Here is a 22,420-nt window from a genome sequence, read left to right as displayed (position 1 = left end):
CGGGGGCGGGTCAGGAGCCACCGGTCAGCAATCCGGACGCGGTGAGCACCTCGAGGAACGCGTCGATCGAGGCCGGGACCGGCCAGGCCGGCTCTCGCATGCGGGCCAGGTCGAACGCCGCCCGGGCCGCCACGTCGGGGACGCCCGCGTCGACGGCCTTGGCCAGGACCGTCCAGCCGGCCTCCCAGCGCTCGCGGGTCACCCGCGCCTCGATGGCGGCGACCACCGCGGTCAGGAACGCCAGCTGGCGGTCGCCGCGCTCGGGTAGGGCGAACGCGGCCGGGTTGGCCAGGACCCGCTCGGGGTCGGGCAGGTCCAGCTCGTCGAGGTAGGTGGTCAGCTCCAGCCCGGGACCGTCGCCGACGGCGCCGATGATCGCGGTGGCCAGGGCCTCCCGGGCGGTGCCGGCGCAGAAGTGGAAGACGAGCAGGCGCAGTGCCATGTCCCAGGTGCGTGGGGAGGGCCAGGCGCCGCCTCGGGCCTCGGCGTCGGCCGGTAGGTGATGGGTCAGGCCGGGGCGGGCGGTCAGGAACCCGGCGATCACGCCGCGGGCCCGGGCCAGGGCGCTCGCGGCGCGATCCGGGTCGACGACGGGCACCTCGATGCGCGGCCACACGCCGGACAGGCCGCGCGCCACCACCCGTGGGTCATGGGTCCAGTGCAGGTGAACGAACCGGTTGGCCAGCGGCGGGCTCAGATGCCAGCCGTCGGCGGCCGAGGACGGCGGGTTGGCGGCGGCGACGATCCGGACCTCGTCGGGCAGGGTGAGACTGCCGACCCGACGCTCCAGGACGACCCGGAGCAGGGCCGCCTGCACGGCCGGCGGGGCGGACGACAGCTCGTCGAAGAAGAGCAGGCCACGGCCGTGCCGGGCGAGGCGGACGGCCCAGTCGGGCGGGGCCATCGGGACACCCTGCACCGCCGGGTCGTCGCCGACGATGGGCAGACCGGCGAAGTCGGACGGCTCGTGCACGCTGGCGATCACGGTCTCCAGGGGCACATCGACACCGTCGGCGAGCTGCGCGAGGGTCGCCGATTTGCCGATGCCCGGCTCGCCCCAGAGGAGCACCGGCAGGTTAGCCGCCACGCACAGTGACAGGGCGGCGGCCCGGTGGTCGGTGACCGGTTCGGTCCGGGTGACCCGGATCCGGCGCAGCAGCGCATCAGCGGCGTCGAGCCCGGCGGCCATACGAACCTCTTCCTCGGTCAGGCGGTGGCCGGGAGCATACGCGACCCCACCGACATTTCCGGTCCGCGATTTCCCACCCGCGCGCCACGTCCGGGAAAGCCGCACCGCCCGGAACGGGTGCTCGGTCGAGGGCGTCTCAGAGGGCCCGTTTACGCAGGTGGGTGACTGCCGCCTCGAAGTCGGGGTCGAGGTCTTCCAAGTAGTCGAGGTAGTCGTCGCAGTGGTCGATGACCGACATGTCGTCTTGATTGGGCAGGTTCGGGTCGGCGCCGGCGTCGGTCAACGCGATGATCAGGTCGGCCGGCCAGCGGTGGACCACGGCCAGGTAGAGCGGGGTGCTGCCCTCTTTGTCACGGGCGTTCACGTCGAGGCCCTCGGCCAGCAGGCGGGGCAGCAGACGCGTGTAGTCGAAGGCGCGCGCCCGGTGGATCAGGGTTCGGCCGCGGCTGTCCCGCAGATGGGGGTTCATGCCCGCGTCGAGGAGTTCGAAGACGGTTCGGGTACCGCCGTGGATCATGAGCTGCCACAGGTCGTCGCGGTGGGCGCGGAGGCGGCGGGGCAGCCGGCCGGGGGCGCCGTGCCAGGCCTGCTCAGCCGCGAAGCAGCCGCTGACCTTGCCGCCGAACGCGCCCAGAGCGCGTTCCCGTCGGCGCTCGGCATCGGTGTGCCCGGACAGTTCGAGCCGCCCCAGCCGGACATCGACCTCGTGCCAGTCCCCACGACACCGGATCCGGACGGTCCCCACGGCAGCCGGCACCGGACCCGCCACCGGCCGGGAGGCACCAACCGACACCGAACCGGCGAGCGGCCGGGAGGCACCAGCCGACACCGAACCGGCGAGCGGCTGGGAAGCACCTGCCGACACCGGACCGGCAAGCGGCCGGGAAGCACCGATCGGCACCGGATCAGCGAGCAGCGGCGAAATGCCGACCGGCGCAGGACCGGCCGCAGGCGCAGGACCGGCCGCAGGCGTAGGACCGGCCGCAGGCGTAGGACCGGCGGCCGGCGCGGGACCGGCGGCAGGCGCCGAAGCGGCAGGCGACGCGGGTCCGGGAGCCGGATCGGTGAGGTCGGTCGGACCGCCCGCGGACGTGACAGTGGGTGCGAGGCGGGGAAAGAGCGCCGCCCGGACCATCGGATGCACGTCGGCCGGGGTCAGCCGACCCGCCCGGATCAGGTCGAGGTCGACCTGGTAGCGGACCAGGTCGGGTTGGAGGCGGGGCCGCCTCCAAGCGGCCGAGGAGAAGTGCCGGTCGGACGTCCAGGTGACCCGCAGGGTGTCGCCCTCCACGTCGCAGCACAGACGGTCGCGATAGGAGGCCCAGAGCGTCCAGTCGGTCAGCCCGGTCAGCCGGGACCGCAACCGGACGTCGTAGGCGAGCCGGACCGGGTCGATCGACCGCAGGAACGGCTGATCCGCATAGTCGGGCCAGGAATCGCCGTCGACGACGAACCCGGCTGCCGCGAACGCCTCGGCCGGGGTGGCCGACAGCCGCACCCGCTCGGCCGGATCGTCACCGGAACCGGGTGGGGCGAGCGGTTCACCGGCACCGGTGAAGCCGGGCACCCGCTCGGCCGACCCGCCGATGGCGGCCCGCAACTCGTCCGCGTGCCGTGGGTCCCACAGGTGGGCGGGCAGCAGCGAGACCTCGCCCGGCTCGAGCTGCGCCCAGTCGGCGGTGCCGATGCTGAGCCGCTGGGAGCCGAACATGGAGGGGATCGCGTCCAGGATGGGCACGATCGTTTCCGGAGCGAACACCGTGTCCGGCGAGACGAGCACGTATGTCCGGTCGACGGCGAGGGTGGTGTGCCCGCCGAGCGCCCGCGGCAGGTGCCAGCGCAGCAGGTCGGGTGCCAGGTGCGGGACGAGCTCGGCGGCGGCGTCGGACACGTCGGCTCGACCGGCCGCCCACGCGGCCCGCTGGTCGCCGGCCGCCCGTGCCGCGGCGCACTCGGCGATCATCCGCGGTGGCACGGCATAGTGGCGGATGCGCTGCCACTCGGCGAGCGCGAGTGGATCGTGACCGCTCACCGCAACCCCTCCCGAATCGACCGGAGCATACGCGAACCGGCCGTCATGGCGCCTGCTCGCGCAGGTGCACCAGCGCCGCCCGGAGGTCGGGTCGCAGCCGGTCGCCGTATCTGAACGCCTTCCGTACGTGGTCGAGCACCGTCTCGCCGTCGCGGTTGCGGATCGACAGGTCGGCGCCGGCGTCGACCAGGGTCATGATCACGTCGGCCGGCCCGAGCTGCTGGACCGTGCGATGCAGGGCGGTGTAGCCCTCCTTGTCGACGGTGTCCAGGCCGACCCCGGCGGCGAGCAGGCGGGGCAGCATCTCCCGGTGGTCGAACGCCGCGATCCGGTGGATCAGCGTGCCGCCGGTGCCGTCACGCAGGTACGGGTCGAGCCCGGCGTCGAGGAGTTCGCAGAGCGTACGTGTACCGCCGTGGATCAGTCGCTGCCACAACCCGGCCCGATATTCCCGCAGCCGCCGGGGCAGTCGGCCGAGCCCGCCGTACCACATCCGCTCGACCGCGAAGCAGCCGCCGGTCGCACCGCCGAAGGCCTGCAAGGCGCGTTCGCGCCGGCGTTCGTCGAGGGTGTGAGCGAGCGGGTCGAGCCGTCCGAGCCGGGCCTCGACCGCGTGCCAGACGCCGTTGCAACGCACCCGCACCACCTCACCGTCGGTGGGCACGAACGGCTCCGCCGGGGCGTCCGGGTAGAGGACGTCGCGAACGAGCGGGTGCAGGGCGCCGGGTGCGAGTTGTCCCTGCCGGATCAGTTCCTGGTCGGCGGAGTAGCACACCAGGTCGATCGGGATGCACGGTCGGCCCTCGGTGGTGGTCCAGGAGACGCGGGTGGTGTCACCGTCGACGAACACGGTCAGGTATCGGAACGCGTTCGGTTGCCAATACGAGTTGTCGGAGACCGTCCAGGCCCGCTCGCCGAGGCGGGCCGCCAGCCAGCGGGTGTCGTGGGCGAGCCGCCAGGGGTCGAGGGGCGTCAGCACCCGGTTGCGGTCGGCGGATCGCCACTTGTCGTCCTGCCCCGCGGTGAACTCGAAGCCGGCCGCGGCGAAGGCCGCCCGGCGGTCGGAGGCGGCACTCCCGGAGCCGAGCGCCGCCGGTAGCCGGCCGATGCTTCGCACATCCCAGAAGTACGCCGGGAACGGCGCCGCCGGCCCGTCGAGCAGAACCGCCGCCCCACGGACGGCGCCGAGCCGGAGCCGCTGCGAGCCGTGGGCGCTGTCCGCCGAACGCACGGTGAGCAGCACCGTGTCCGGCCCGACCGGCGAGTCGGGAACCAGCAGGTGGAGCCGTCTGGCCGCGAACTCGGTCGACCCGTGCAGGACCCGGGGCAGATGCCAGCGCAGAAGATCCGGCGCGAGGTGTGCGACCGGAGCCTCCACGAGCAGATCGGGGTCGATGTCGACGTCGATCCGGGCGGCCTCGCAGGCGGCCCGCCAGTCGCCGCGCTGCCGGGCCTCGGCGCACTCGGCGACCATCCGGGCCGGTACCGCGTATCTCCGGATGTTGCGCCAGTCGGACCGGAACAGCGCACCGCTCACCGGTAGACGCTCACGATGGCGTTGATGTCCTCGTGTGGGGCGTCCGACGATTTCGGGGCGAGCCGTCGCATCCGCCGGGGCACACCGCCGCCGATGCCCAGGTGGTCGAGCCCGGCACCGGCGGCGAGCAGCAGTTTCGCCCCGCGCCCGCCGACGCCGGTGAACCGCACGTCGAGCCGCCGCAGGGCGCTGCCGGGCAGAGCCTCGGCGAGTTGGGCGGCCCCGGTGTCGCCGAGCACGTTGGGACGGCCGCCGAGGGCCCGCTCGGAGGGTGGGCGGGACAGGTCTAGGGCGGTCCACGAGCGGAGGTTCGCGGCCAGGGCGGTGACGTCGGTGATGCCGTTGCCGCCCAGGCCGAGCGTCATCGCGTACCCCGAGAGGTTGTCGGCCAGCGTCGCGGCGCCGGTGTCGCCCAGATGGTTGACGGCGAGGTAGAGCTCGCGGACTCCGCCCTCGCGGACGAACCGGGACAGGACCGGAACCGCGTCCGGCCGCAGGCCGTTGCCGCCGAGGAAGAGGCGCTCGAGGCCGCCCGGCCGGGTGGCGAGGGCGTCGGCGAGCGGCTCCAGACCGGCCGCGGTGAGGCCGGTGTTGACCAGGTCGAGGGTACGCAGAGCGCGGTTGCCGGGCAGCGCGGACGCGAGCCGGGCCACCCCCTCGTCACCGATCGGATTGCGTTTGAGCCAGAGCGCGCGGACGCTGTCGTCCTCGGCCAGCCGGTCGGCGAGCGCACCGGCCCCGGCCGCGTCGATGCGGTTACAGCCCAGGTAGACGGTGCTGATCCGGTGTCCGTCGGGCAGCGCGCCGGCGACCGCACGGGCTCCCTCGGAGCCGAGGCCGTTGGTGCCGAGCAACAGGTGGGTGGCGTGTGGTGAGGCCGCAGCGACCTCGACGACGCGGGCCGCCTGGACCGGGCCGAGACCCTGTTTGCACAGGTCGACGCGGCCGTCCGGGCGGATCAGGCCGCGCGCGAACTCCTCCGGCACGGTGACCGGGTCGGGGGTGGCCAACCGGCCGAGGATGCCGTCGAAGTCACCCGGGTCGGCCAGGCCACGATCGGGGTCGGCGATGGCCGGGCATCGCACCTGCATGTCGCCTCCCCCTGTGGCCGGACACGCTGACGTAAGGCGGCGAGACCGGCCGGATTCGAACCGGCGTCCTCCTGCTCGATGCCAAGGCGCGACGACCTCTGCGCTACGACCTCGCCGCGCCGGAGCATACGCGAACCCACCGACATTTCTTCAGCGTGCCCGCTCAAGACCATCCGGAAGCGGGGTCCAGAGTGCAGTCGAAGGGCGTCCGAAAAGGATCAGATCAAAATCCTCCGGCGGAGGTACGGCCACCCGCCCCCGAATCAGCCTGAGGCGGTCACGCCACCTCCATCGAAACTATGTCGAGCTCCCGCCCAGTGGTCACGGTGACGTCGGCGCTGCCGCAGGGGCACAGCGGGATCAGATCGGGCAGCCGCTGCTCGACCTGACACGACCGGCAGAAGACGACGGCCGGCCGCAGGTCGAGATCGAGGGCGGCACCGTGCGCGGCGGTCCCGGCGGCGGCCAGCTCGAAACAGAACCGGATGTGGTCGGGCAGCACCGCGGTCAGTGCCCCGATCCGCAAGGTGACCCGGCGGACCGGCCGTCCCGCCGCCCGGGAGCAGACCGTGTCCACGATGTTCTCGGCGATCGCCAGCTCGTGCATGAAACCCTCCCCGGCTGTGTACCCCGGTCAGGTGGCGCAGATTGACAGTCTCCCACGCCCACGAGAACCCTGTTACCGCCGTCACACCACGGTGGGGCTATCACCCGTCATGGGCTTCGCGGTCGCGATGGGCGCGGCCGCGATCTCCATGCGTGTACGGCCCCAGGCACGCGAACTCGGCGCCCCGCCGCTCACGTGGACCGTAGCGGCAGTCGAAGAGGTCGTGTCATCGACCGGGTCAGCTGCTGATGCGGCAGCTGATCTCCATCCCATCCTCCACCGGAAAGCCGACGCTCAGATAGCCGTTCGCCTGGTCACGGACGTAGTCGAGATAGGGCTGAACGGTCGGGAAGCTGCTGTCGTCACCGATGACCAATGCGCCGGGCGTCAATCGCGGTTCGAGTAGCCGGAGTACCGGCAGGTACAGCTCCTTCCACCCGTCGAGCAGTACCAGGCCGATCGGGTCGTCGATCGTGCTCAGTGTCTGCAGCGCGTCGCCGGCGAGGACGTCGACCAGGTGGGACACGCCCGCTTCGGCGAGGGTGGCGCGGGCGGCGGCGACCTTGGTCGAGCTGAGCTCGGTGGTCACCACCCGACCGGCGCCGTTGTCGAGTACCGCGGCGGCCAGATAGAGGGTGGAGATCCCGTACGAGGTACCGAACTCGACGACCGTCTGCGGCCGGGCGGACCGGACGAGGCTGTAGAGCAGCCGACCGCCTTCCACGGAGACCGGCAGGTAGGCCGACGCGAGGGCGTCGGCGCGTTGCTGGGCGGAGGCGCCGGACGGCAGCGGCGCGATGTCCAGGTCGTCGTCGCGCAGGGCAGCGGTGTGGAGCCGGTCGAGGATGCCGCGGATCGGCTCGCTCAGGAGTGAGGTCATGACACCGAACCGTAGACGCAACGTTGCGTCTAGACAAGGTAGGGTGTGACCATGCATCGCGGAAACCGCCACGGACGCAGCGAACAGGCCCGCCTCGCGGTCCTGCAGGCAGCAGACGACCTCCTGGTAGAGAACGGATTCGCCCGGCTCACCATCGAGGGCATCGCCCAGCGGGCCGGCGTGGCGAAACAAACCATCTACCGGTGGTGGCCATCCAAGACCGACATCCTGTTCGAGGCATTCGCCACCGACGCGGCCGAGGAGCTCACGCCACCAGACACCGGGGACACGGCCCGGGACCTGATCACACACCTCTCCGCCCTGGCCCGCTTCCTGACCGTCTCCCACGCGGGCGCGGTGTTCCGGGCACTGACCGCGGAGGGTCAGCACGACCCGGCGCTGGCCGCCCGACTACGCGAGGAACACCTGACCGCCCAACGCGTACGCGACCGGCAGCTGCTGCAACGCGCCGTCCAACGAGGTGAGCTGCCGGCCGACGCGGACCTCGACACAACGGTCGACCGGCTGGTGGGACCGCTCTACTACCGGGCTCTGATCACCGGCCAGGAGATCACCACCGAGTTCATCACCGAGCTGGTCCACGCAACCCTCAACGGCGCCTGATCCCCACCGGGCCGACCGACACGCAGAGTGGGCCTACCGGCTGAGCCTGGTCGGATTGGTGCTGCCTCTGCTGGTCGCCGCCCTGAGCATGATCAATCCGGTCTTCCTCATCGGGGGTGTCTTTCAAGACATCAGCAGGCAGCGCGACCAGGCGGCGATGGAGGCGTGGCTCGACTGGCAGATGCTGGCGGCGGCGATGACCCCGGTCCTGGGCCTGATCGCCCTGGCCTTGACGGCAATGACCGCCGGGATGCTGCTGATTCGAGCATCCCGGCGGCATTTCAACCACTAGTTCGGGTTGCCGACTCCGGTGAGGATGCGGCTGCGGATGTAGCGGCCGGCCTCGGTCAGTACGCCCGTGCCGGCGAACGTCGAGCCCGCGCAGGTGCCCTGCTTGAACGCCGAGTTCGTCTCCCGGCCGTCGGACAGGCTCCACATGCCGTAGCCGATCTTGTTGGCCTTGAGCAGGTCGAGCCAGGCGTTCGTGCTGGCGAAGTCGTTGCCGCCGTCGCCGGTGAAGGTCTGGGTGCCGAACTCGCTGACGAACAGCGGCAGCTTCTTCGCGGCCCGGGCCACGACCGCACGCCGGTCCGCGCCGTGCGACGCCGCGTAGAAGTGGAACGTGTACATGATGTTCTGGAACGCGACCGGGTCGTTGACGATCTCGGTCTCGTCGGCGCCGTCGGTGAGGCCGAGCGAGGAGAAGCCGCGGGTGCCGACGAGCACCACGCTGTCCGGCACGTTCTGGCGGATCACCGGGATGACCTGGTTGGCGTAGTTCAGGATGCCGTCCCAGCTGACCCCGTTCGGCTCGTTGGCGATCTCGTAGATCACGTTGTTGTTGTTCCGGTGCGCGGCCGTCACGTCGGCGAAGAACTTCTTGGCCAGCGCGGTGTTCCGGTTGGGGTCACCGGGCGTGAGGATGTGGAAGTCCACGATCACGTAGAGACCCAGCCTGGTGGCCTGGTCGACGAGCCCGTTGACCTTCGCGGTGAATCCGACCGGGTCGGTCTCCAGGCCGCCCTCCTGCACGTACATGCTGAGCCGGATGAAGTCGGCGTTCCAGTCGTTGCGCAGCGCGTTCAGCGAACCGGCGTTCACGCAGTTCGGGAAGAACTGCAGGCCGTGGCTGCTCATACCGCGCAGTTGAATCGGCTGGCCGGCCTGGTTGCAGAGGTTCACCCCGCACACCTTGAGCCGGCCGTTGACGGCGACCGGGGTGCCCTTGGCCGGAGCGGCGGTGGTCGGCGCGGCGGTCGGTGCCGTGGTGGCCGGTGCCTTGGTGGGCGGCGTGGTGGCCTTCACCGGCGGCTTGGTGGTCGCGGCCGGGGCGGCGGTGGTGGGTACCGCGGTGGGCTGCTTGGCCGGGGTGCCACCCTTGGTGTTGAGCGTGCAGGGTGCCAGGCCCTCGGAGTTCAGGTTCGGGCGGGCCGCGTTGCGGGCGATCGCCGTCTCCATCCGCTCGATGGTGGCGAACCGCTTGTCCTTCAGCGGGCCGAGGATCGCGTTCTGGATGAAGTTCGGGCCGCCCTGCCCCTTGGTGCTGACGATCCGCTTGTCGGCCTCGTCGATCTGGGTGTTGAGCAGCTCCAGGTTGCGCTGCACGTCGGCACGCTGCTGGGCGGGCACCGCGACGTTGATCTTCACGGCCGGGCAGCTGACCGTGGGCGTGGCCTCGCCGGCCGAGGCGACCCCCAGGCCGACACCGAGAGCGACGACGGTGACACCGGCCACCGCGCCGATCTGCCACCGCCGAGTCCGGAGACGGGACATGTCGAAACGCGATCTGTACATTGGGAGCCTCCACTGAGCCTGCGCTACACCCAGCTATACGGGAGCGCTCCCAAATCGGATCAACGCGGTACGGCAGGCGCGCGCCGTACACCCGGAAACGTTTTTGTCGGTTTTGTCATCGCTCGATGTCGTGACGTTTCGGGATTTGCTGATACCTCTGTGGAAGGGTTGCGTACGCCCTGGTGACAAGGGCACCGAAGCTGCCTCGACGAGCCCTCGCGGGCTTCACGGACGTCGACGCCGCAGCACCGTGAGCCTGCGTTCAGGTCCCGGTTCGTACCTTCCTTTTTCAACTCCTCAGGAGGCTCCGCAATGCGCGGATCGTTTGGCGCCGAATGCTGCTTCGGTGAAGTGGCGGTGAACCGGTGAAGCCCGCGATGACTGTGCTCGCCCGCTACTCGATGGGCCCGGCCGCCCTGGCCGGAGCAGCGATCGTGGCATCGTCGCCACAGACCGTGCTCAACGGCGGTATCCCGGCCACCTACGCCGTGACCGGCGCCGCGGGCGTGCCGCTGTCGTTCCTGGTGATCATGACGGTGATGGCCATCCTCGCCGTCCCCTACGTGGCGGTCGGCCGCCACGTCCCGCACGGCGCCCCGTTCTACGCACAACTCGCCCGCGGCACCAATCCGACCTGGGGACTGGTCGGAGCGGCGGTCACGCTGATCGGCTACAGCGCGCTCCAGGCCAGCCTCTACCCCCTGCTCGGCGCCACCGTCTCCGGGCTCGTCGGCGCCGGCGAATGGTGGATGTGGGCGCTGATCGCCTGGCTGATCGTACTGCTGCTCGGCCAGTACCCGGGCGCCGTCGGAGCGCGCGTCCTCGGTGTGCTGCTGGCCCTGGAGATCGCGGTGGTGCTGCTGTTCATCCTGGCCGGCTTCACCCACCCGGCACCCGACTCCGGCACCGCGGCCGGGGCCGGACTCGCGTTCGCCCCGTCCAGCCTGATCGTCGCCGGTGCCACCTCCACCCTGCTGGTGTACGCGGCCGCCGCGTTCGCCGGCACCGAGACGGCGATGGCCTACGCCGAGGAGGCCACCTCGCACCGGGCCATGGCGGTCGGGTCCGCGCTGGCGATCGGCGGCGGCGGAGTCCTGTACTGCTTCGCGTCGTGGGCGTACGGAGCCTGGATCGGTTTCGGCAACATGCAGAACGGCCCCGCCGACGCCGGCCGGCAACCGCTCGCGCTGCTCGGCGAGGTGTACGGCAACGGCATCGCCGAACTGTCCACCCTTCTGCTGGTCACCAGCATCCTGGCCGCTCAGTCGTCGTTCGGCGCGGCCATCGCCCGCAACGTGTTCGCCCTGGCCCGCGAGGGTGTGCTGCCAGCCGCCTGGCAGAAGGTCAGCCCCGGCGCGAAGGGCGGCGCGCCGCTGGGCGGAACCGCCGTCCAGGCCGTCACCTCGGCGGTCGTGCTGACCGTCATGGCACTGGCCGGCGCCGACCCGATGGCCACCATCTTCCCGTGGCTGTCGACGATCGGCGCGGTGTGCGTGCTCGCGCTGCTCACCGCCACGTCCTGGTCGGCGTTCACGTTCTTCGAGAAGGGCCTGGGCGGCAGCGAGAACGTCTTGGTACGCCGGGTGTGCCCGGTGGCCGGCGGCACCTTCGGCGTGCTGGCCCTGTTCTTCATGGCCGGCAGCGTCGGCACCCTGCTCGGCACCGAACCCGGCTCGTCGCTGCCGTGGCTGGTCGCCGCCGTGATCGGCGCGGGCACCCTGACCGCGGTGCTGACCGGCCGCTACCTGCGGCACACCCGCCCCGCCGTCTACCAGGGCATCGGTCGAGGCATCCCGGACGGCCGGACGGTCCTCGACCCGGCCCTGGAAGACATCGAAGTCTGACCTCCCGTGCCTCTCCCCGGCCGGAAGGCCGCAGAATCCCCCGAAGGAACCTGATGACCGCCTTGGCCGAGCCCCAATCGGGGGCCTACCAGCCGCACGGCATCATTCCGCATCCGCGCGTTCCCTACCCGGCGCCGGCTGCGGCGATCGGCTGGCAGCCGCCGGCCGAGCAGCATCGGGCGCAGGAGGCGGCCGATGCCGAGACCCTCGTACGACAGAACCTGGAATGGGCGCTGTTCGAACGGGCGCATGCGCTCAGCGCCCGGCACGCGTCGGCCGCGTGGGGACGACGGTTCAACCGGCCGCTCGTGCCGTACGCGCTGGCCGCCCTGTTCCGGGAGCGCACCGCCGACGGCAGCGCGATGGTGGTGACCGCCGCCACCCGGTTGTGGCTGGCCGGGCCGGAACCGTCCGATCCGGTCGATCTGCTGACCGCGCTCGTCGATCTGGCCCGCAGCCGTGACCCGCGGCAGCCGTGGGATGTGCGAACCGCCCTCGCCAACCGGCACGACGTACCGGACCGGGCCGTCTACACCGGGCTGGCGTTCTCCAGTCTGGACACGCACACCGGCACGTTCGCCCAGGCGTGTGAAGGGGCCCGGTCGGAGTTGCAGATCCCCGGGACGATCCTCTACCTGGCCGGTGATCAATCGATGCCGGGTGGGCAGCGGGCGCTCGTCGCCGACCGCCGAGGCACCGACGGTCACAACGCGCTGACCATCTCCAGTCATGAGGCGCTCAGTACTCCGGTGATCCTGTCGCGGTGGCCGTACACCCGGGTGGCTCTCTCCCTGCTCTATGAGCGGTCCGGTTACGGCCGGGTGCTGCGGGTGATGACCGAGTTGGACCGGGAGATCCATGCCGCGGACGAGCGCCGGCGGAAGGGATTCTGATGGATCTCGACGACCGCTGTTACGAGCTGGCGTTTCCGGGTGCCACCGATCTGACCTATCCGCACCTGGCCGAGCTGGTCACCGGGCGGCTGCTCAACAATGTCGGTGACCCGTTCCAGCCGGGGCACGGCCGCAGCCACACCAAGGACGCCGAGGTGCAGGTGGTGCGGTGGCTGGGTGCCCTGTTCGGGGCCGGTGACGATGTCTGGGGTTATGTGGCCGGCGGCGCCACCGAGGGCACGCTGCACGCCGTCGACGAGGCGGTCACCGCCCATCCGGACGTGATGGTCTACGCGTCGGCGGCCGCCCACTACTCGATCGCCAAGGCGGCCCACCTGGTCCGCGCGCCGCTGGTGCGGGTGGCCACCGACGACGACGATCGGATGAGCCTCGACGATCTGCGGGCGCGGTTGCGGGCCGGTTCCGGACGGGCCGCGATGATCGTGGCCACGGTGGGCACGACCGAGCGGGAGGCGGTCGACGACGTGGCCGGGATCGCCGGGCTCTGCGACGACCTGGGGATCACCCGCCGCCGGATCCACGTGGACGCGGCGCTGGCCGGAGTGCCACGGGCGCTGCTGCCGGACGGCACGCCGGGCTTCGGTTTCCGCGCCGGGGCGACGAGTCTGGTGGTCAGCGGGCACAAGTTCCTGTCCACGCTGACGCCGTGTGCGGTGATCCTCTATCCCCGGCGCCCGGCGGCGCAGAGCCGGGAGCAGATCTCCTACATCGGTACGGCCGACACGACGATCAGTGGCTCCCGGTCCGGGCACACGCCGTTGCTGCTGGCCGCGTCGCTGCTCGGGCAGGGCCGTGGTGGGCACCGACGGCGGGCGCAGCGGTCGCGGGATCTGGCCGCGTACACGTACGACGCGTTGTGCCGGATCGGCTGGCCGGCGCAGCGGCTGCCGGACGCGTTCACGATCACCCTGGCCCAGCCGGACCGCCTACCCCGCCCGTGGATGTTGGGCGGGGACGAGCGGACCGGTCGGATCATCTGCATGCCCGGTGTCGATCAGGCCTGGGTCGCCGAGCTGGTCAGCGACCTGGAGGCGCGGCTGCGTGGCCGGATCCACGTGCCCGCCCCGAGACCGCGGCGCATCGAGTCGTCAGGCGCGGGCCGCGATCGCGGCTAGGGCCGGGCCGGGGTCGAGGGCGCCGTACTCCAGAGCGCGGTCGGGGCCGAGGCGGGCGGCCACGAACGCGTCGGACACCGCCGCCGGGGCCTGCCGGATCAGCACCGCCCCCTGAAGGCCGAGGGCCAGCGCCTCGACCACCCGGCGGGCCGATCCGGCGGCCGCGGACGGGTCGCCGGCCACCTGGGCGATCAGTTTGCGGGTGGTGGCGACGTGGGTGTCGTAGGCCGCGTGTACGCCGAGGGCGGACGACAGTTCACGGTCGACCGCCTCCACCGAGGACGGCTCCCGGGACATGGCGCGCAGCACGTCGAGCGCGATCACGTTGCCGGAGCCCTCCCACACCGCCATCACCGGCTGTTCGCGGTAGCGGCGGGCCAGCGGGAAGCTCTCGGTGTAGCCGTTTCCGCCGAGGCATTCGAGGGCCTCGTAGGCGTGGTTCGGCCCCCGTTTGCACACCCAGTATTTGCCGACCGCGGTGGCCAGCCGCCGGAAGGCGACCGACTCGTCGTCGTCGGAGTCGTAGGCGGCGGCGAGCCGGAGGGCGGTCCAGGTGGCGGCCTCGGCTTCGAGCTGGAGGTCGGCGATCACCGCGGTCATGGCCGGCTGGTCGATCAGGGTCGCCCCGAAGGCGCTGCGGTGCCGGACGTGCCAGGCCGCCTCGGCGACCGACTGGCGCATCCCGGCGGCGCTGCCGAGCACGCAGTCGAGGCGGGTCTGGGCGACCATCTCGATGATCGTGCGGACGCCGCGGCCCTCCTCGCCGAGGAGCCGGCCGACGGTCGCGTCGAGTTCGATCTCGCTGGACGCGTTCGACCGGTTGCCGAGTTTGTCCTTGAGGCGCTGGATGCGGAACACGTTGCGGTCGCCGCCGGGCAGCACCCTCGGGACCAGGAAGCAGGACAGTCCGCCGGGGGCCTGGGCGAGGACGAGGAACGCGTCCGACTGGGGTGCCGAGCAGAACCACTTGTGGCCGGTCAGGCGCCAGGTGCCGTCGCCGGCCGGCATCGCTCGGGTGGAGTTCGCCCGTACATCTGATCCGCCCTGTTTCTCGGTCATGGCCATGCCGAAGATCGCCGACGTCTTCACCGCGGGGTCCCGCAACTCCGGGTCGTAGACGCGCGAGTAGACCTTGGGCAGCCACTCGCCGGCGAGGTCGGTGGTCAGGCGCAGCGACGGCACCACCGCGTGGGTCATGCTGACCGGGCAGGCGTGACCGGCCTCGACCTGGGCGAACAGCATGAACGTGGCGGCCCGGGCCACGTGGGCGCCCGGCTGCGGTGCGGACCAGCAGCTGGTGTGCGCGCCGTGCTCGATCGCGGCGCCGATCACCCGGTGGTAGCCGGGGTGGAAGTCGACCGCGTCGACCCGGTGGCCCCAGCGGTCGTGCGCGGTGAAGACCGGCGGATGGGTGTTGGCGAGTTCGGCGTCGCGCTGGAAGTCCGCCCGGCCGACCAGCTCGCCGACCTCGGTCAGCGACGCCGTGGCCCACCCGGCGCCGTAGCGGTCGACGGCCTCGGTCAGCGCCGGGTTGATCAGGAACTCGTTGAGACCGGCCCGGGGCGGGGCCTGGTTGACGACGTCGTGGGTCACCGCAGCTCCTTCAGGACGGTCCGGGCGACGGCGGCCGCCGCGTCCCGGGCGGCCCGCAGTGCGGTCTGGTCGCGTTCCAGCCGGCCGGGCAGCGGGTCGTCGACGCGCGGGGCCATACACAGTGTGCTCAGCCCGTGCGACCAGCCGTCCCGGACCTGCTGCAGGGTCTCCCGGTAGCGGTGCGGGCGGCCCCGGTAGGCGGCGGCCAGCTCGGGGTTGAGCCGGCGCAGGTAGCGTTCCACCACCACATCGGCGGCGCCGTAGGCGGGCTGAGTGCCGGGCGGCCGGGTGGCCAGCACGATCGCGTGGGTGGCGCCGCGGGCGGCCGCGGTCAGCACCGGCACCGCCTCGACGATGCCGCCGTCCAGCCAGCGGCGGCCGCGCAGCTCGACCGGGTCACCGGCGAGCAGTGGCAGCAGTCCGGAGGCGTGCAGGCAGCCGACCAGGTCGTCGCGGTCGGTGAAGCCGGTGAGGGCCTCGGCTCGGCCGGTGGCCACGTCGGTGGCGACCATGACGAGTTTCTCGGCCTGGGCGGTGCCGGCCAGCGCACCGAAGCCGAACAGCTCGTCGACCCGCTGGACCAGCAGCGGCCCGTCGATCACCGGGCGGCCGCGGACGAACCGGCGCACGTCGATGAACTCGGGCGAGGAGAAGATCTCGGCGTACGAGTCGGCCATCGGCCCGGCCGCGCCGACCGCGACCGCGGTGGCGTTGACCGCACCGGCCGACGTGCCGACGATCAGGTCGACCGCGTCGAGGTAGCCCTCCTCCTCGATCGCCGCGGCCATCGCGGCGGACACGATGCCGCGCATGCCGCCACCCTCGATGACCAGCGCGACGGTGGCGCCGTCGTCGTTCTTCCCGGTGCGGCGGCGCTCGGTGAGCACCTCCTGCACGGTGGGCCCACGGCGGCCGGCCGCTTTTGTCACGACCGGCGGCGCGGACCGGGCCTCGATCGTGCCCTGCGCGACGGCGACCAGGGTCGCGGTGCCGTCCTCGGCGACCGCGTGCAGCTCACACCGGCAGGCGGCCCGGCGGCCCTCGGCCCGCAACACGGTGCCGGTCGCCCGCAGCGTGCGGCCCTGGGCCGGGGCGAGATAGTCGATGGTCAGGCCGGACGTGACGATGTCGGGTCCGAGCGCCGCCGCCCCACCGGCGAAGGTGATCGCGGTGTCGGCGGCGTAGGCGACGATCCCGTCGTGCACGGCGCCGTGGTGGTTGCTGATGTCCGGCCGGATGTCGAGCTCGACGACGGCGCTGCCCCGACCGAACGCGACCAGCCGCGTCCCGAGGGTCCGGCTCACGGACTGGTCGGCCAGCGCCTGCTGCGCGGTGGCCAGGGTCGGCGAAACGGTCATCGGACTCCCCCCGCGTACGAAACTCCGAGGGCCCGGAAACAGAACGACCGGATCCCCTCGATCACGCTCTCCAGCTCGCTCTCCGACGGCTCGGCGCTGTCCGGCCGGATCCATCCGACGAGCGCCTCGGACACCGCGCCCATCACCGCCGACGACGCCAGCCGGGCGTCCTGCGGCACGAAGTCGCCGCTGGCCAGCCCGTCCCGGATGATCTGCTCGCCGATGTCGGTGTAGGAGCTGCGGTAGACCAGACGTTCCGCCTCGACGACCGGGCTGACCGGCTCGAACAGCAGCGCCCAGGCCATCCGCCGGCCGTGCAGCGCCCGCCCGCTGAAGATCCGGATCAGCTCGCCGATCCGCTCCGACGCCTGCTGGCCGGCATCGGCCACGGCCGCCCGGACCAGGTCGACCTCATGGCCGGCGGCGCTGCGGAACACCTCGGCGAGCAGGCGGTCGCGGCTGTCGAAGTACGAGTACACCGAGCCGACGCTGGCCTGGCACCGGGCCGCGATGGCGGCGACGGTGGCGGCCTTGAACCCGTCGGCGGCCACCAGGCCTCGGGCGGCACGCAGGAACCCGTCTCGCTTGTCCAACGCGTTCTGCCTGGTCAACGCGGTCGGCCGGTAAGGCATCCGGAGACCCCCAAACTCTGAATCCGGATTCAACTGAAGGCAAGGAGTGAATCACGATTCAAATCAACAAAGCAACAAGGGGGTACGGTCCACCCCTCACCGACCGCAGACCACGCCGCCCCGCGGTCACCCCGCGAGCGGTGCGGGACGTCCCGGCCGACACGCGGCCGCCGGGCTGGAGCGGTTCGTCCCGGAGAAGCACGAACGGCCGGGCCGCCCGAAGGCGACCCGGCCGTCACTCACCGCGTCACTGCCAGCCGGCTGACAGCCCCGAGAAGACGGCGCGGCGCTTCATGCCCTCGCCACCGCCGTCCGCCGGAAGGACCTCGCACCCTTCGTCACCCGACCACACGGTCACGTAGCAGTAGTCGCCGACGGCGGTATTGGTGCCGCCGTCGACGAGGTCGTAACCATTGCGGTCCTCGATGAGCCCCGCCTGCACGTGGATCCGCCCGCCGGCCACCAGGTCGTCACCCTCGCCGCCGCGAACCAGGTCGCTGCCGTCGCCACCGGTGACGTAGTCGTCCCCGGCACCTCCGAAGAGCTCGTCGCCACCCTGCTCACCGACGATGAAATCCCGGTCGTCCTCACCGAAGATGTGGTCGTCACCGAGACCACCCACGGCGATGTCGCCGACGACGGCGCCGTTGTAGGTGACCCGCTCCCCGCTGCCGGCGTGGATCGTGTCGTGACCGTCGCCGCCCTCGATCTTGTCGGCGCCGGTCTCGCCCCAGATGACGTCGTTGCCGTCGTTGCCGCCGATGATGTCCTCGCCGGCCCCGCCGTAGAGCGTGTCGTGGCCTGCGGAACCGTAGACGTAGTCGGCGTCGTCACCGGCGGCCACGATGTCGTCGCCGCCCTCCCCGACGATGAAGTCCCAGCCGGGACCGCCCCAGATCCGGTCGTCACCGGAGCCGGCCCAGAGCTTGTCCGGGCCCTCTCCGCCGACGATCCGGTCCGCTCCGGACTCACCGAACAGGTGGTCACTGGCGTTGTTGCCGTACAGCCGGTCACCGCCGGTGCCACCGTAGAAGTCGTCCCGGCCGGAGCCGCCGATCAGGGTGTCGGCGCCGGAGCCGCCGGTGGCGTACAGGTAGACCGACGTCTTGTTGCGAAGGGTGTCGTTGCGGTCCCCGAGCGAGGCACTGAGCCGCGTCGTCGCCTTCGCGGTGATGCACCGGACCTTGGTGCGGTCGCCCTTGACCGCCTTGCAGCCCCTACCCGCCTTGATCGCCACCCGGTCGTCGAGCGTGACCGTCCGGCCGGAGATCGTGATGGTCAACGAGTTGGTGCTGCCCGCCGACGCGGTGAACTGCACCTTGTTCGTCCCGACGACCTTGGCCGACCCCGCCCCGGCCGCCGAGGCGGGCGACGAGAACAGGAACGGCGAGGCGACGACCGCGAGTGCGGTCGCACCGATGGCGGACAGAGTCCGCCGATTCACGAACATTCGATGAAACCCCCGTTTCATACGAACGGCCGGAAAGTGGATCCGACCGCGTTCGCAGAGCGTAGGGCGTCGATACAGGACAGTCGAGTCCGGTGGATCTTCGGCGGCTGTTGTAATAGGGTTGGTTACGATGGCGGCTAACAGCAGGGTGACGATTGCGGCGCACGCACTGGCGTGGCTGGAGCTGGCGCGGCAGCGCGGGCGTCCGTGGCTGACCTCCGACGAGGTGGCGGCGAGCGTCAAGACCAATCCGGTGATCCTCCGACGCAGCCTGGGCGACCTGCACAAGGCGGGGCTGGTCCGGTCGCGGCGCGGGGCGGGGGCGGGGTTCTCGCTGGCCCGCCCGGCCGAGGAGATCACCATGCTCGACGTGTGGAACGCGGTGTCTCCCGAGCCACTGCTGGCCCTGCACCGTTCCGAGCCCAACCAGGAGTGCCCGGTCGGCGCCGGGATAAAGCCGGCCCTGACCGACACCTACGACGAGGCCACCGAGGCGTTCCGGGCGGCCCTGGCCCGCCGGACCATCGCCGGGATTCTGGAGAAGATCCTCAACTCATGATCGTGGAGCTGCGGCAGTACACATTGCGTCCCGGCCGACGCGACGACCTGGTCGAACTGTTCGACCGTGAGTTCGTCGAGTCCCAGGAGGCGCTGGGCATGCGGGTGCTCGGCCAGTTCCGCGACCTCGACCACCCGGACCGGTTCGTCTGGCTGCGCGGTTTCCCGGACATGGCGGTGCGCCTACGCGGGCTGCGCGAGTTCTACGGCGGCCCGGTGTGGAAGGAGCACGGCCCGGCCGCCAACGACACGATGCTGGACTCGGACGACGTACTGCTGCTGAAAGAGATCGTGCCGCTGCCACCGCGAGCGGACCGCGAACCCGCCGCCCTGACCGCGACCGTCTGGTTCCGGGACCGCCCGTTCGACGCCGAGTTCACCGCCTGGTTCGCAGCCCGGGCGGCCGGGGCCGTGGCGGTGCTCGCCACCGAGTACGCGGTGAACGACTTCCCGGCCCTGCCCGTGCGCGAGGGCGAGCACGCGTTCGTGTGGTTCGCCCGCCACGAGGAGACGGTCGAGGTGCCGGCCCGCTTCGGCGTGACCGGCACCGATCGTCTTCACCTGCTGGCGACCGTCCGGTCCGCCTTCCGGTGAGCCGGCGGGCTCAGCCCGCCGGCCGCAGCACCCGGCCCGGCCCGGCCGCGTTGTCGGCGGCGGCCCGGCTGCGGCGGTCCGGGACCACGCAGACGTCGTCGCCGATGAAGGCCTCCCGCCAGACGTAACCGTTGACGCAGGTGTGCGGGCCGTAGGCCCCGGCGACCCATCGGCTGGGCGCGGCGGCGTTGTCGGCGGCCGCCTCCGCGCGGGTCTCCGGGGTGACACAGACGTAGTCGGTCTGGTCCGCGTCGCGCCAGACGTAGCCGTTGACGCAGGTGTTCGGGCCGTAGACGGGCCGGTTCACGACCGCCGTGGTGATCGTGACGGTGGCGCCCTGGACCGTGACGCGTACCCCGTTGGCGTCCAGCGACTGTCGCGGGCCGCCGCCCGGCCCGGTTCGCAGCAGGTACGGCGTTCCGTTGCGGATCTCGTGCAGCAGAACCGTGTCACCCGGGATCCCGGCGCTCCAGCCGGTCTTCCGCCGGTATTCGACGGTGTAGTAGCGGGAGGTGTCGTTCGCATCGAACGGGATCCGCGCCAGCAGCAGACCGGCCTCGCCGCGCGCCTCCAGCGGCGCCATCGTGACGGTCCGGGTGCCGACGCCGTCCGCGCCGACGGTCAGCACCCGGTTCCGCGGCAGCCAGCCGAGCTCGTCGAGGTGGTACGCGTTGAGCCCGACCGCGCCGGCGCCGTACCGAGTATCGACGGAGTAGGTGTGCTGGGCGCTCATCTCGTCCCACATGTCGTCGTACTCACCGGGCTGCGCCCAGCTCACGTTGCGGTACGTGGTGTCGTCGGACCAGGAGTGGTCGAGCCCGTAGCCGTGCAGCATCTCGTGGGCGGCGAACCGGGTGTTCCAGGTGTTCGGATCGAGCAGGACCCGCCCACCCGCACTGCCGGCGTCGACCGCGTCGTTGAGAATGACCGCGACCCGGTGCCCGGACGGCACGGTGTATCCGGCGGCCGCCGCGGTGTCCACGCACCGCTGGATCCGGACCGACCTGTCGATCCCGTCGAACTGTGCCCGCGACCAGGTCATCGTGTACCAGCCCAGAACTGCCGAACCGGCCAGCGAGATGCGCCCGCCGGACTGGTCGGCGAGGTAGTCGGCCACGCCACCGGTGCCCCGGCCGGCGTCGGTGAGGAAGTTCGCGAAGAACTCGGTGGTCTGCGGGGTGGCGGGCCGGTCGCTGAACCGGCAGAGCAGGACCGACCAGGGTGTGGCGTTGCGGATCGGGGTCGCCGTGGCGGGAGTCGGGGTCACACCGACCGCGGCGAGTACGCAGAACACAACGGCGAGTCGGCGGAGCGGGCTCGGTTTCATGGCGACACTCTAGTTCGCAAAACGCCACAAACATCGCATATCACCGGTCAGTGAGGACCAGTTGGAGCTCGAACCGGATCCGGGGGTCGTCGAGGTCGTCGCCGAGGAGTTCGCGCAGCCGGTTCAGGCGGTAACTGACCGTCTGCGGATGCACGAACAGCTCGGCGGCGACCGCCGTACGCGATCCCCAATGCCGCAACCAGCTGGAGAGGGTGACCAGGAACGCGTCGCGCTGGCCCGCCCGCAGCCCGGCCAGGGGCGCGAGCCGCTGAGCGGTGAGGACCGCGAGGGCGCCGGGTTCGCCGCGCAACGCCAGCGCCGCGAAATGGTCGTCGACGAAGGTCGGCCCGGGACCGGCCGGGGCCAGTTCGGCGGCTCGTTCGGCGAGGCGGACCGCCTGTGGCACCTCGGTCCACGGCAGCGCCGGCCCGACGACGGCGTCGCGCCCGTGCAGGGCCTCGGTGAGCGCCGCCCGGTCGGCGCGCGGCCCGGCCCGCAGCAGCAGCACCGCGTCGCGCCCGCGCTCGGCGACCACGCCGTCCGCCCCGAACCGGAACCGTGCGTCGCGGGCCTGGTCCGGCGGCAGCAGCACCGGCACCACACCGTCGACGCCGGGCCAGCCGATCCCGGCCGCGGCCTCGCGGACCAGTTCCGGAGGACTGCCCCCGGCGAGCAGCAGATCGGCCAGCTGACGACGGCGCCGATCGCCTTCACCCGCTTGTTCGCGCAGCTGGCGGGTCAGCCCGTCGGTGCACGCGTTGGCCAGTTCGTCGATGAACGCGTTGGTGGCGTCGGACAGGTCGATCACCTCGGCGACGCTGACCGGCCGCTGTTCGGTCAGCGCCTCGGTGGCGGTGCGCAGCAGCAGACGCGACGCGATCCGCAGCGACGCGAGCAGGGCCTCCGGGCCGCGGCTCTCCCGCGCCTCGGCCGCGCCGAGCGCCACGAACACCTCACGGATGCGCGGCGGCAGCGCCGGTTCGTCGGTTCCGGCGAGATCCAGGAAACGATCAAGAGCGACCTGCACGGCGGTACGGACGTCGCGCTCGAATTTCTCCCCACCCGCCTCACTGCTCTCGCCCACCGCGGCGGCGATCGCGGCGACGGCCGCGGGCAGACGCGGCCGCATGGCGACGGCCAGATCCGTCGGCACGCGCAGCCAGGGCGAATTTGTCACGCCGTGATAAGTCACCCGCACATTCTTACTGGTTCGCCGACGATGCTTCGATCGGGAAGCCGGACGACGATGGTTCGGGTAAGACCCCCGCGACCTGAGGATCC

General features: G+C 71.8%; 20 protein-coding genes and 1 tRNA gene. 7 read left to right on the top strand and 14 right to left on the bottom strand.

Annotation, left to right across the window (positions count from 1 at the left end):
• Positions 1-10 precede the first annotated feature (10 nt).
• The 7 genes from Q0Z83_RS06200 to Q0Z83_RS06170 all read right to left on the bottom strand — a co-directional run bounded on the left by Q0Z83_RS06200 (position 11) and on the right by Q0Z83_RS06170 (position 7,336).
• Positions 11-1,189, bottom strand: a complete 1,179-nt coding sequence (locus Q0Z83_RS06200) for an AAA family ATPase (RefSeq protein ID WP_317792823.1) — start codon at positions 1,187-1,189, stop codon at positions 11-13.
• 136 nt (positions 1,190-1,325) lie between these two features.
• Positions 1,326-3,221 carry an ankyrin repeat domain-containing protein gene (locus Q0Z83_RS06195; RefSeq protein ID WP_317792822.1) on the bottom strand — a complete coding sequence of 632 codons (1,896 nt, stop codon included), beginning with the start codon at positions 3,219-3,221 and terminating at the stop codon, positions 1,326-1,328.
• Positions 3,222-3,264: 43 nt separating this feature from the next.
• Entirely contained in the window at positions 3,265-4,758 is a 1,494-nt protein-coding gene (locus Q0Z83_RS06190; RefSeq protein WP_317792821.1) for an ankyrin repeat domain-containing protein, read from the bottom strand.
• Positions 4,755-5,849: a leucine-rich repeat domain-containing protein gene (locus Q0Z83_RS06185; RefSeq protein ID WP_317792820.1), complete on the bottom strand. Its 1,095-nt coding sequence runs from the start codon at positions 5,847-5,849 to the stop codon at positions 4,755-4,757. Before Q0Z83_RS06185 ends, Q0Z83_RS06190 begins: the two co-directional genes overlap by 4 nt.
• A gap of 40 nt (positions 5,850-5,889) precedes the next feature.
• Positions 5,890-5,962, bottom strand: a tRNA-OTHER gene (locus Q0Z83_RS06180).
• Positions 5,963-6,126: 164 nt separating this feature from the next.
• The gene (locus Q0Z83_RS06175; RefSeq protein WP_317792819.1) at positions 6,127-6,456 is read right to left on the bottom strand and encodes a hydrogenase maturation nickel metallochaperone HypA; all 330 of its coding nucleotides are present in this window, start codon (positions 6,454-6,456) and stop codon (positions 6,127-6,129) included.
• Between the two features lie 238 nt (positions 6,457-6,694).
• Positions 6,695-7,336 (bottom strand): O-methyltransferase, encoded by a 642-nt coding sequence (locus tag Q0Z83_RS06170; protein ID WP_317792818.1) that lies wholly within the window; start codon positions 7,334-7,336, stop codon positions 6,695-6,697.
• A gap of 51 nt (positions 7,337-7,387) precedes the next feature.
• Here Q0Z83_RS06170 and Q0Z83_RS06165 point away from each other — a divergent pair, with 51 nt between their 5' ends.
• A complete protein-coding gene (locus tag Q0Z83_RS06165; protein WP_317792817.1) occupies positions 7,388-7,960 on the top strand; it encodes a TetR/AcrR family transcriptional regulator in 573 nt (190 codons plus the stop codon).
• A gap of 55 nt (positions 7,961-8,015) precedes the next feature.
• Positions 8,016-8,252: a hypothetical protein gene (locus tag Q0Z83_RS06160; RefSeq protein ID WP_317792816.1), complete on the top strand. Its 237-nt coding sequence runs from the start codon at positions 8,016-8,018 to the stop codon at positions 8,250-8,252.
• Here the strand turns inward: Q0Z83_RS06160 and Q0Z83_RS06155 are convergent.
• Positions 8,249-9,733, bottom strand: a complete 1,485-nt coding sequence (locus Q0Z83_RS06155) for a glycoside hydrolase family 5 protein (RefSeq protein ID WP_317792815.1) — start codon at positions 9,731-9,733, stop codon at positions 8,249-8,251. The genes Q0Z83_RS06160 and Q0Z83_RS06155 overlap by 4 nt on opposite strands.
• A gap of 398 nt (positions 9,734-10,131) precedes the next feature.
• Between Q0Z83_RS06155 and Q0Z83_RS06150 the strand changes: the two genes are divergently transcribed.
• Genes Q0Z83_RS06150 through Q0Z83_RS06140 form a run of 3 tightly spaced genes read left to right on the top strand, consistent with a single transcriptional unit; the run spans position 10,132 to position 13,627 of the window.
• Positions 10,132-11,598 (top strand): APC family permease, encoded by a 1,467-nt coding sequence (locus tag Q0Z83_RS06150; RefSeq protein ID WP_317792814.1) that lies wholly within the window; start codon positions 10,132-10,134, stop codon positions 11,596-11,598.
• A 53-nt stretch (positions 11,599-11,651) separates the two neighbouring features.
• Complete coding sequence (locus tag Q0Z83_RS06145) at positions 11,652-12,491, top strand: hypothetical protein (RefSeq protein ID WP_317792813.1); 840 nt, start codon at positions 11,652-11,654, stop codon at positions 12,489-12,491.
• On the top strand, positions 12,491-13,627 hold the full coding sequence (locus tag Q0Z83_RS06140; protein ID WP_317792812.1) for a pyridoxal-dependent decarboxylase: 1,137 nt from the start codon (positions 12,491-12,493) through the stop codon (positions 13,625-13,627). The genes Q0Z83_RS06145 and Q0Z83_RS06140 overlap by 1 nt, the downstream gene beginning before the upstream one ends.
• Here the strand turns inward: Q0Z83_RS06140 and Q0Z83_RS06135 are convergent.
• From Q0Z83_RS06135 to Q0Z83_RS06120, 4 genes are all read right to left on the bottom strand, one after another.
• Entirely contained in the window at positions 13,601-15,220 is a 1,620-nt protein-coding gene (locus tag Q0Z83_RS06135; protein WP_317792811.1) for an acyl-CoA dehydrogenase family protein, read from the bottom strand. The two genes, Q0Z83_RS06140 and Q0Z83_RS06135, sit on opposite strands and share 27 nt — an antisense overlap.
• Positions 15,217-16,578 (bottom strand): patatin-like phospholipase family protein, encoded by a 1,362-nt coding sequence (locus Q0Z83_RS06130; RefSeq protein ID WP_317792810.1) that lies wholly within the window; start codon positions 16,576-16,578, stop codon positions 15,217-15,219. The genes Q0Z83_RS06135 and Q0Z83_RS06130 overlap by 4 nt, the downstream gene beginning before the upstream one ends.
• Positions 16,575-17,210 carry a TetR/AcrR family transcriptional regulator gene (locus Q0Z83_RS06125; RefSeq protein ID WP_317792809.1) on the bottom strand — a complete coding sequence of 212 codons (636 nt, stop codon included), beginning with the start codon at positions 17,208-17,210 and terminating at the stop codon, positions 16,575-16,577. The genes Q0Z83_RS06130 and Q0Z83_RS06125 overlap by 4 nt, the downstream gene beginning before the upstream one ends.
• A 247-nt stretch (positions 17,211-17,457) precedes the next feature.
• Positions 17,458-18,654, bottom strand: coding sequence for a calcium-binding protein (locus Q0Z83_RS06120; protein WP_317792808.1), 1,197 nt, complete (start codon positions 18,652-18,654; stop codon positions 17,458-17,460).
• A gap of 136 nt (positions 18,655-18,790) precedes the next feature.
• Here Q0Z83_RS06120 and Q0Z83_RS06115 point away from each other — a divergent pair, with 136 nt between their 5' ends.
• Both Q0Z83_RS06115 and Q0Z83_RS06110 read left to right on the top strand, forming a co-directional pair.
• The gene (locus tag Q0Z83_RS06115) at positions 18,791-19,219 is read left to right on the top strand and encodes an Rrf2 family transcriptional regulator (RefSeq protein ID WP_317792807.1); all 429 of its coding nucleotides are present in this window, start codon (positions 18,791-18,793) and stop codon (positions 19,217-19,219) included.
• On the top strand, positions 19,216-19,812 hold the full coding sequence (locus Q0Z83_RS06110; RefSeq protein ID WP_317792806.1) for an NIPSNAP family protein: 597 nt from the start codon (positions 19,216-19,218) through the stop codon (positions 19,810-19,812). The genes Q0Z83_RS06115 and Q0Z83_RS06110 overlap by 4 nt, the downstream gene beginning before the upstream one ends.
• Before the next feature lie 10 nt (positions 19,813-19,822).
• Here the strand turns inward: Q0Z83_RS06110 and Q0Z83_RS06105 are convergent, their stop codons facing one another.
• Both Q0Z83_RS06105 and Q0Z83_RS06100 read right to left on the bottom strand, forming a co-directional pair.
• On the bottom strand, positions 19,823-21,139 hold the full coding sequence (locus tag Q0Z83_RS06105) for a hypothetical protein (RefSeq protein ID WP_317792805.1): 1,317 nt from the start codon (positions 21,137-21,139) through the stop codon (positions 19,823-19,825).
• A 40-nt stretch (positions 21,140-21,179) separates the two neighbouring features.
• Positions 21,180-22,331 (bottom strand): PucR family transcriptional regulator, encoded by a 1,152-nt coding sequence (locus Q0Z83_RS06100; protein WP_317792804.1) that lies wholly within the window; start codon positions 22,329-22,331, stop codon positions 21,180-21,182.
• Positions 22,332-22,420 lie beyond the last annotated feature (89 nt).

It is taken from the genome of Actinoplanes sichuanensis (assembly GCF_033097365.1).
GTDB classification, from domain to species: domain Bacteria; phylum Actinomycetota; class Actinomycetes; order Mycobacteriales; family Micromonosporaceae; genus Actinoplanes; species Actinoplanes sichuanensis.
The sequence above is the reverse complement of the archived record's forward strand: the minus strand, read 5'-3'. Positions and strand labels throughout refer to the sequence as shown.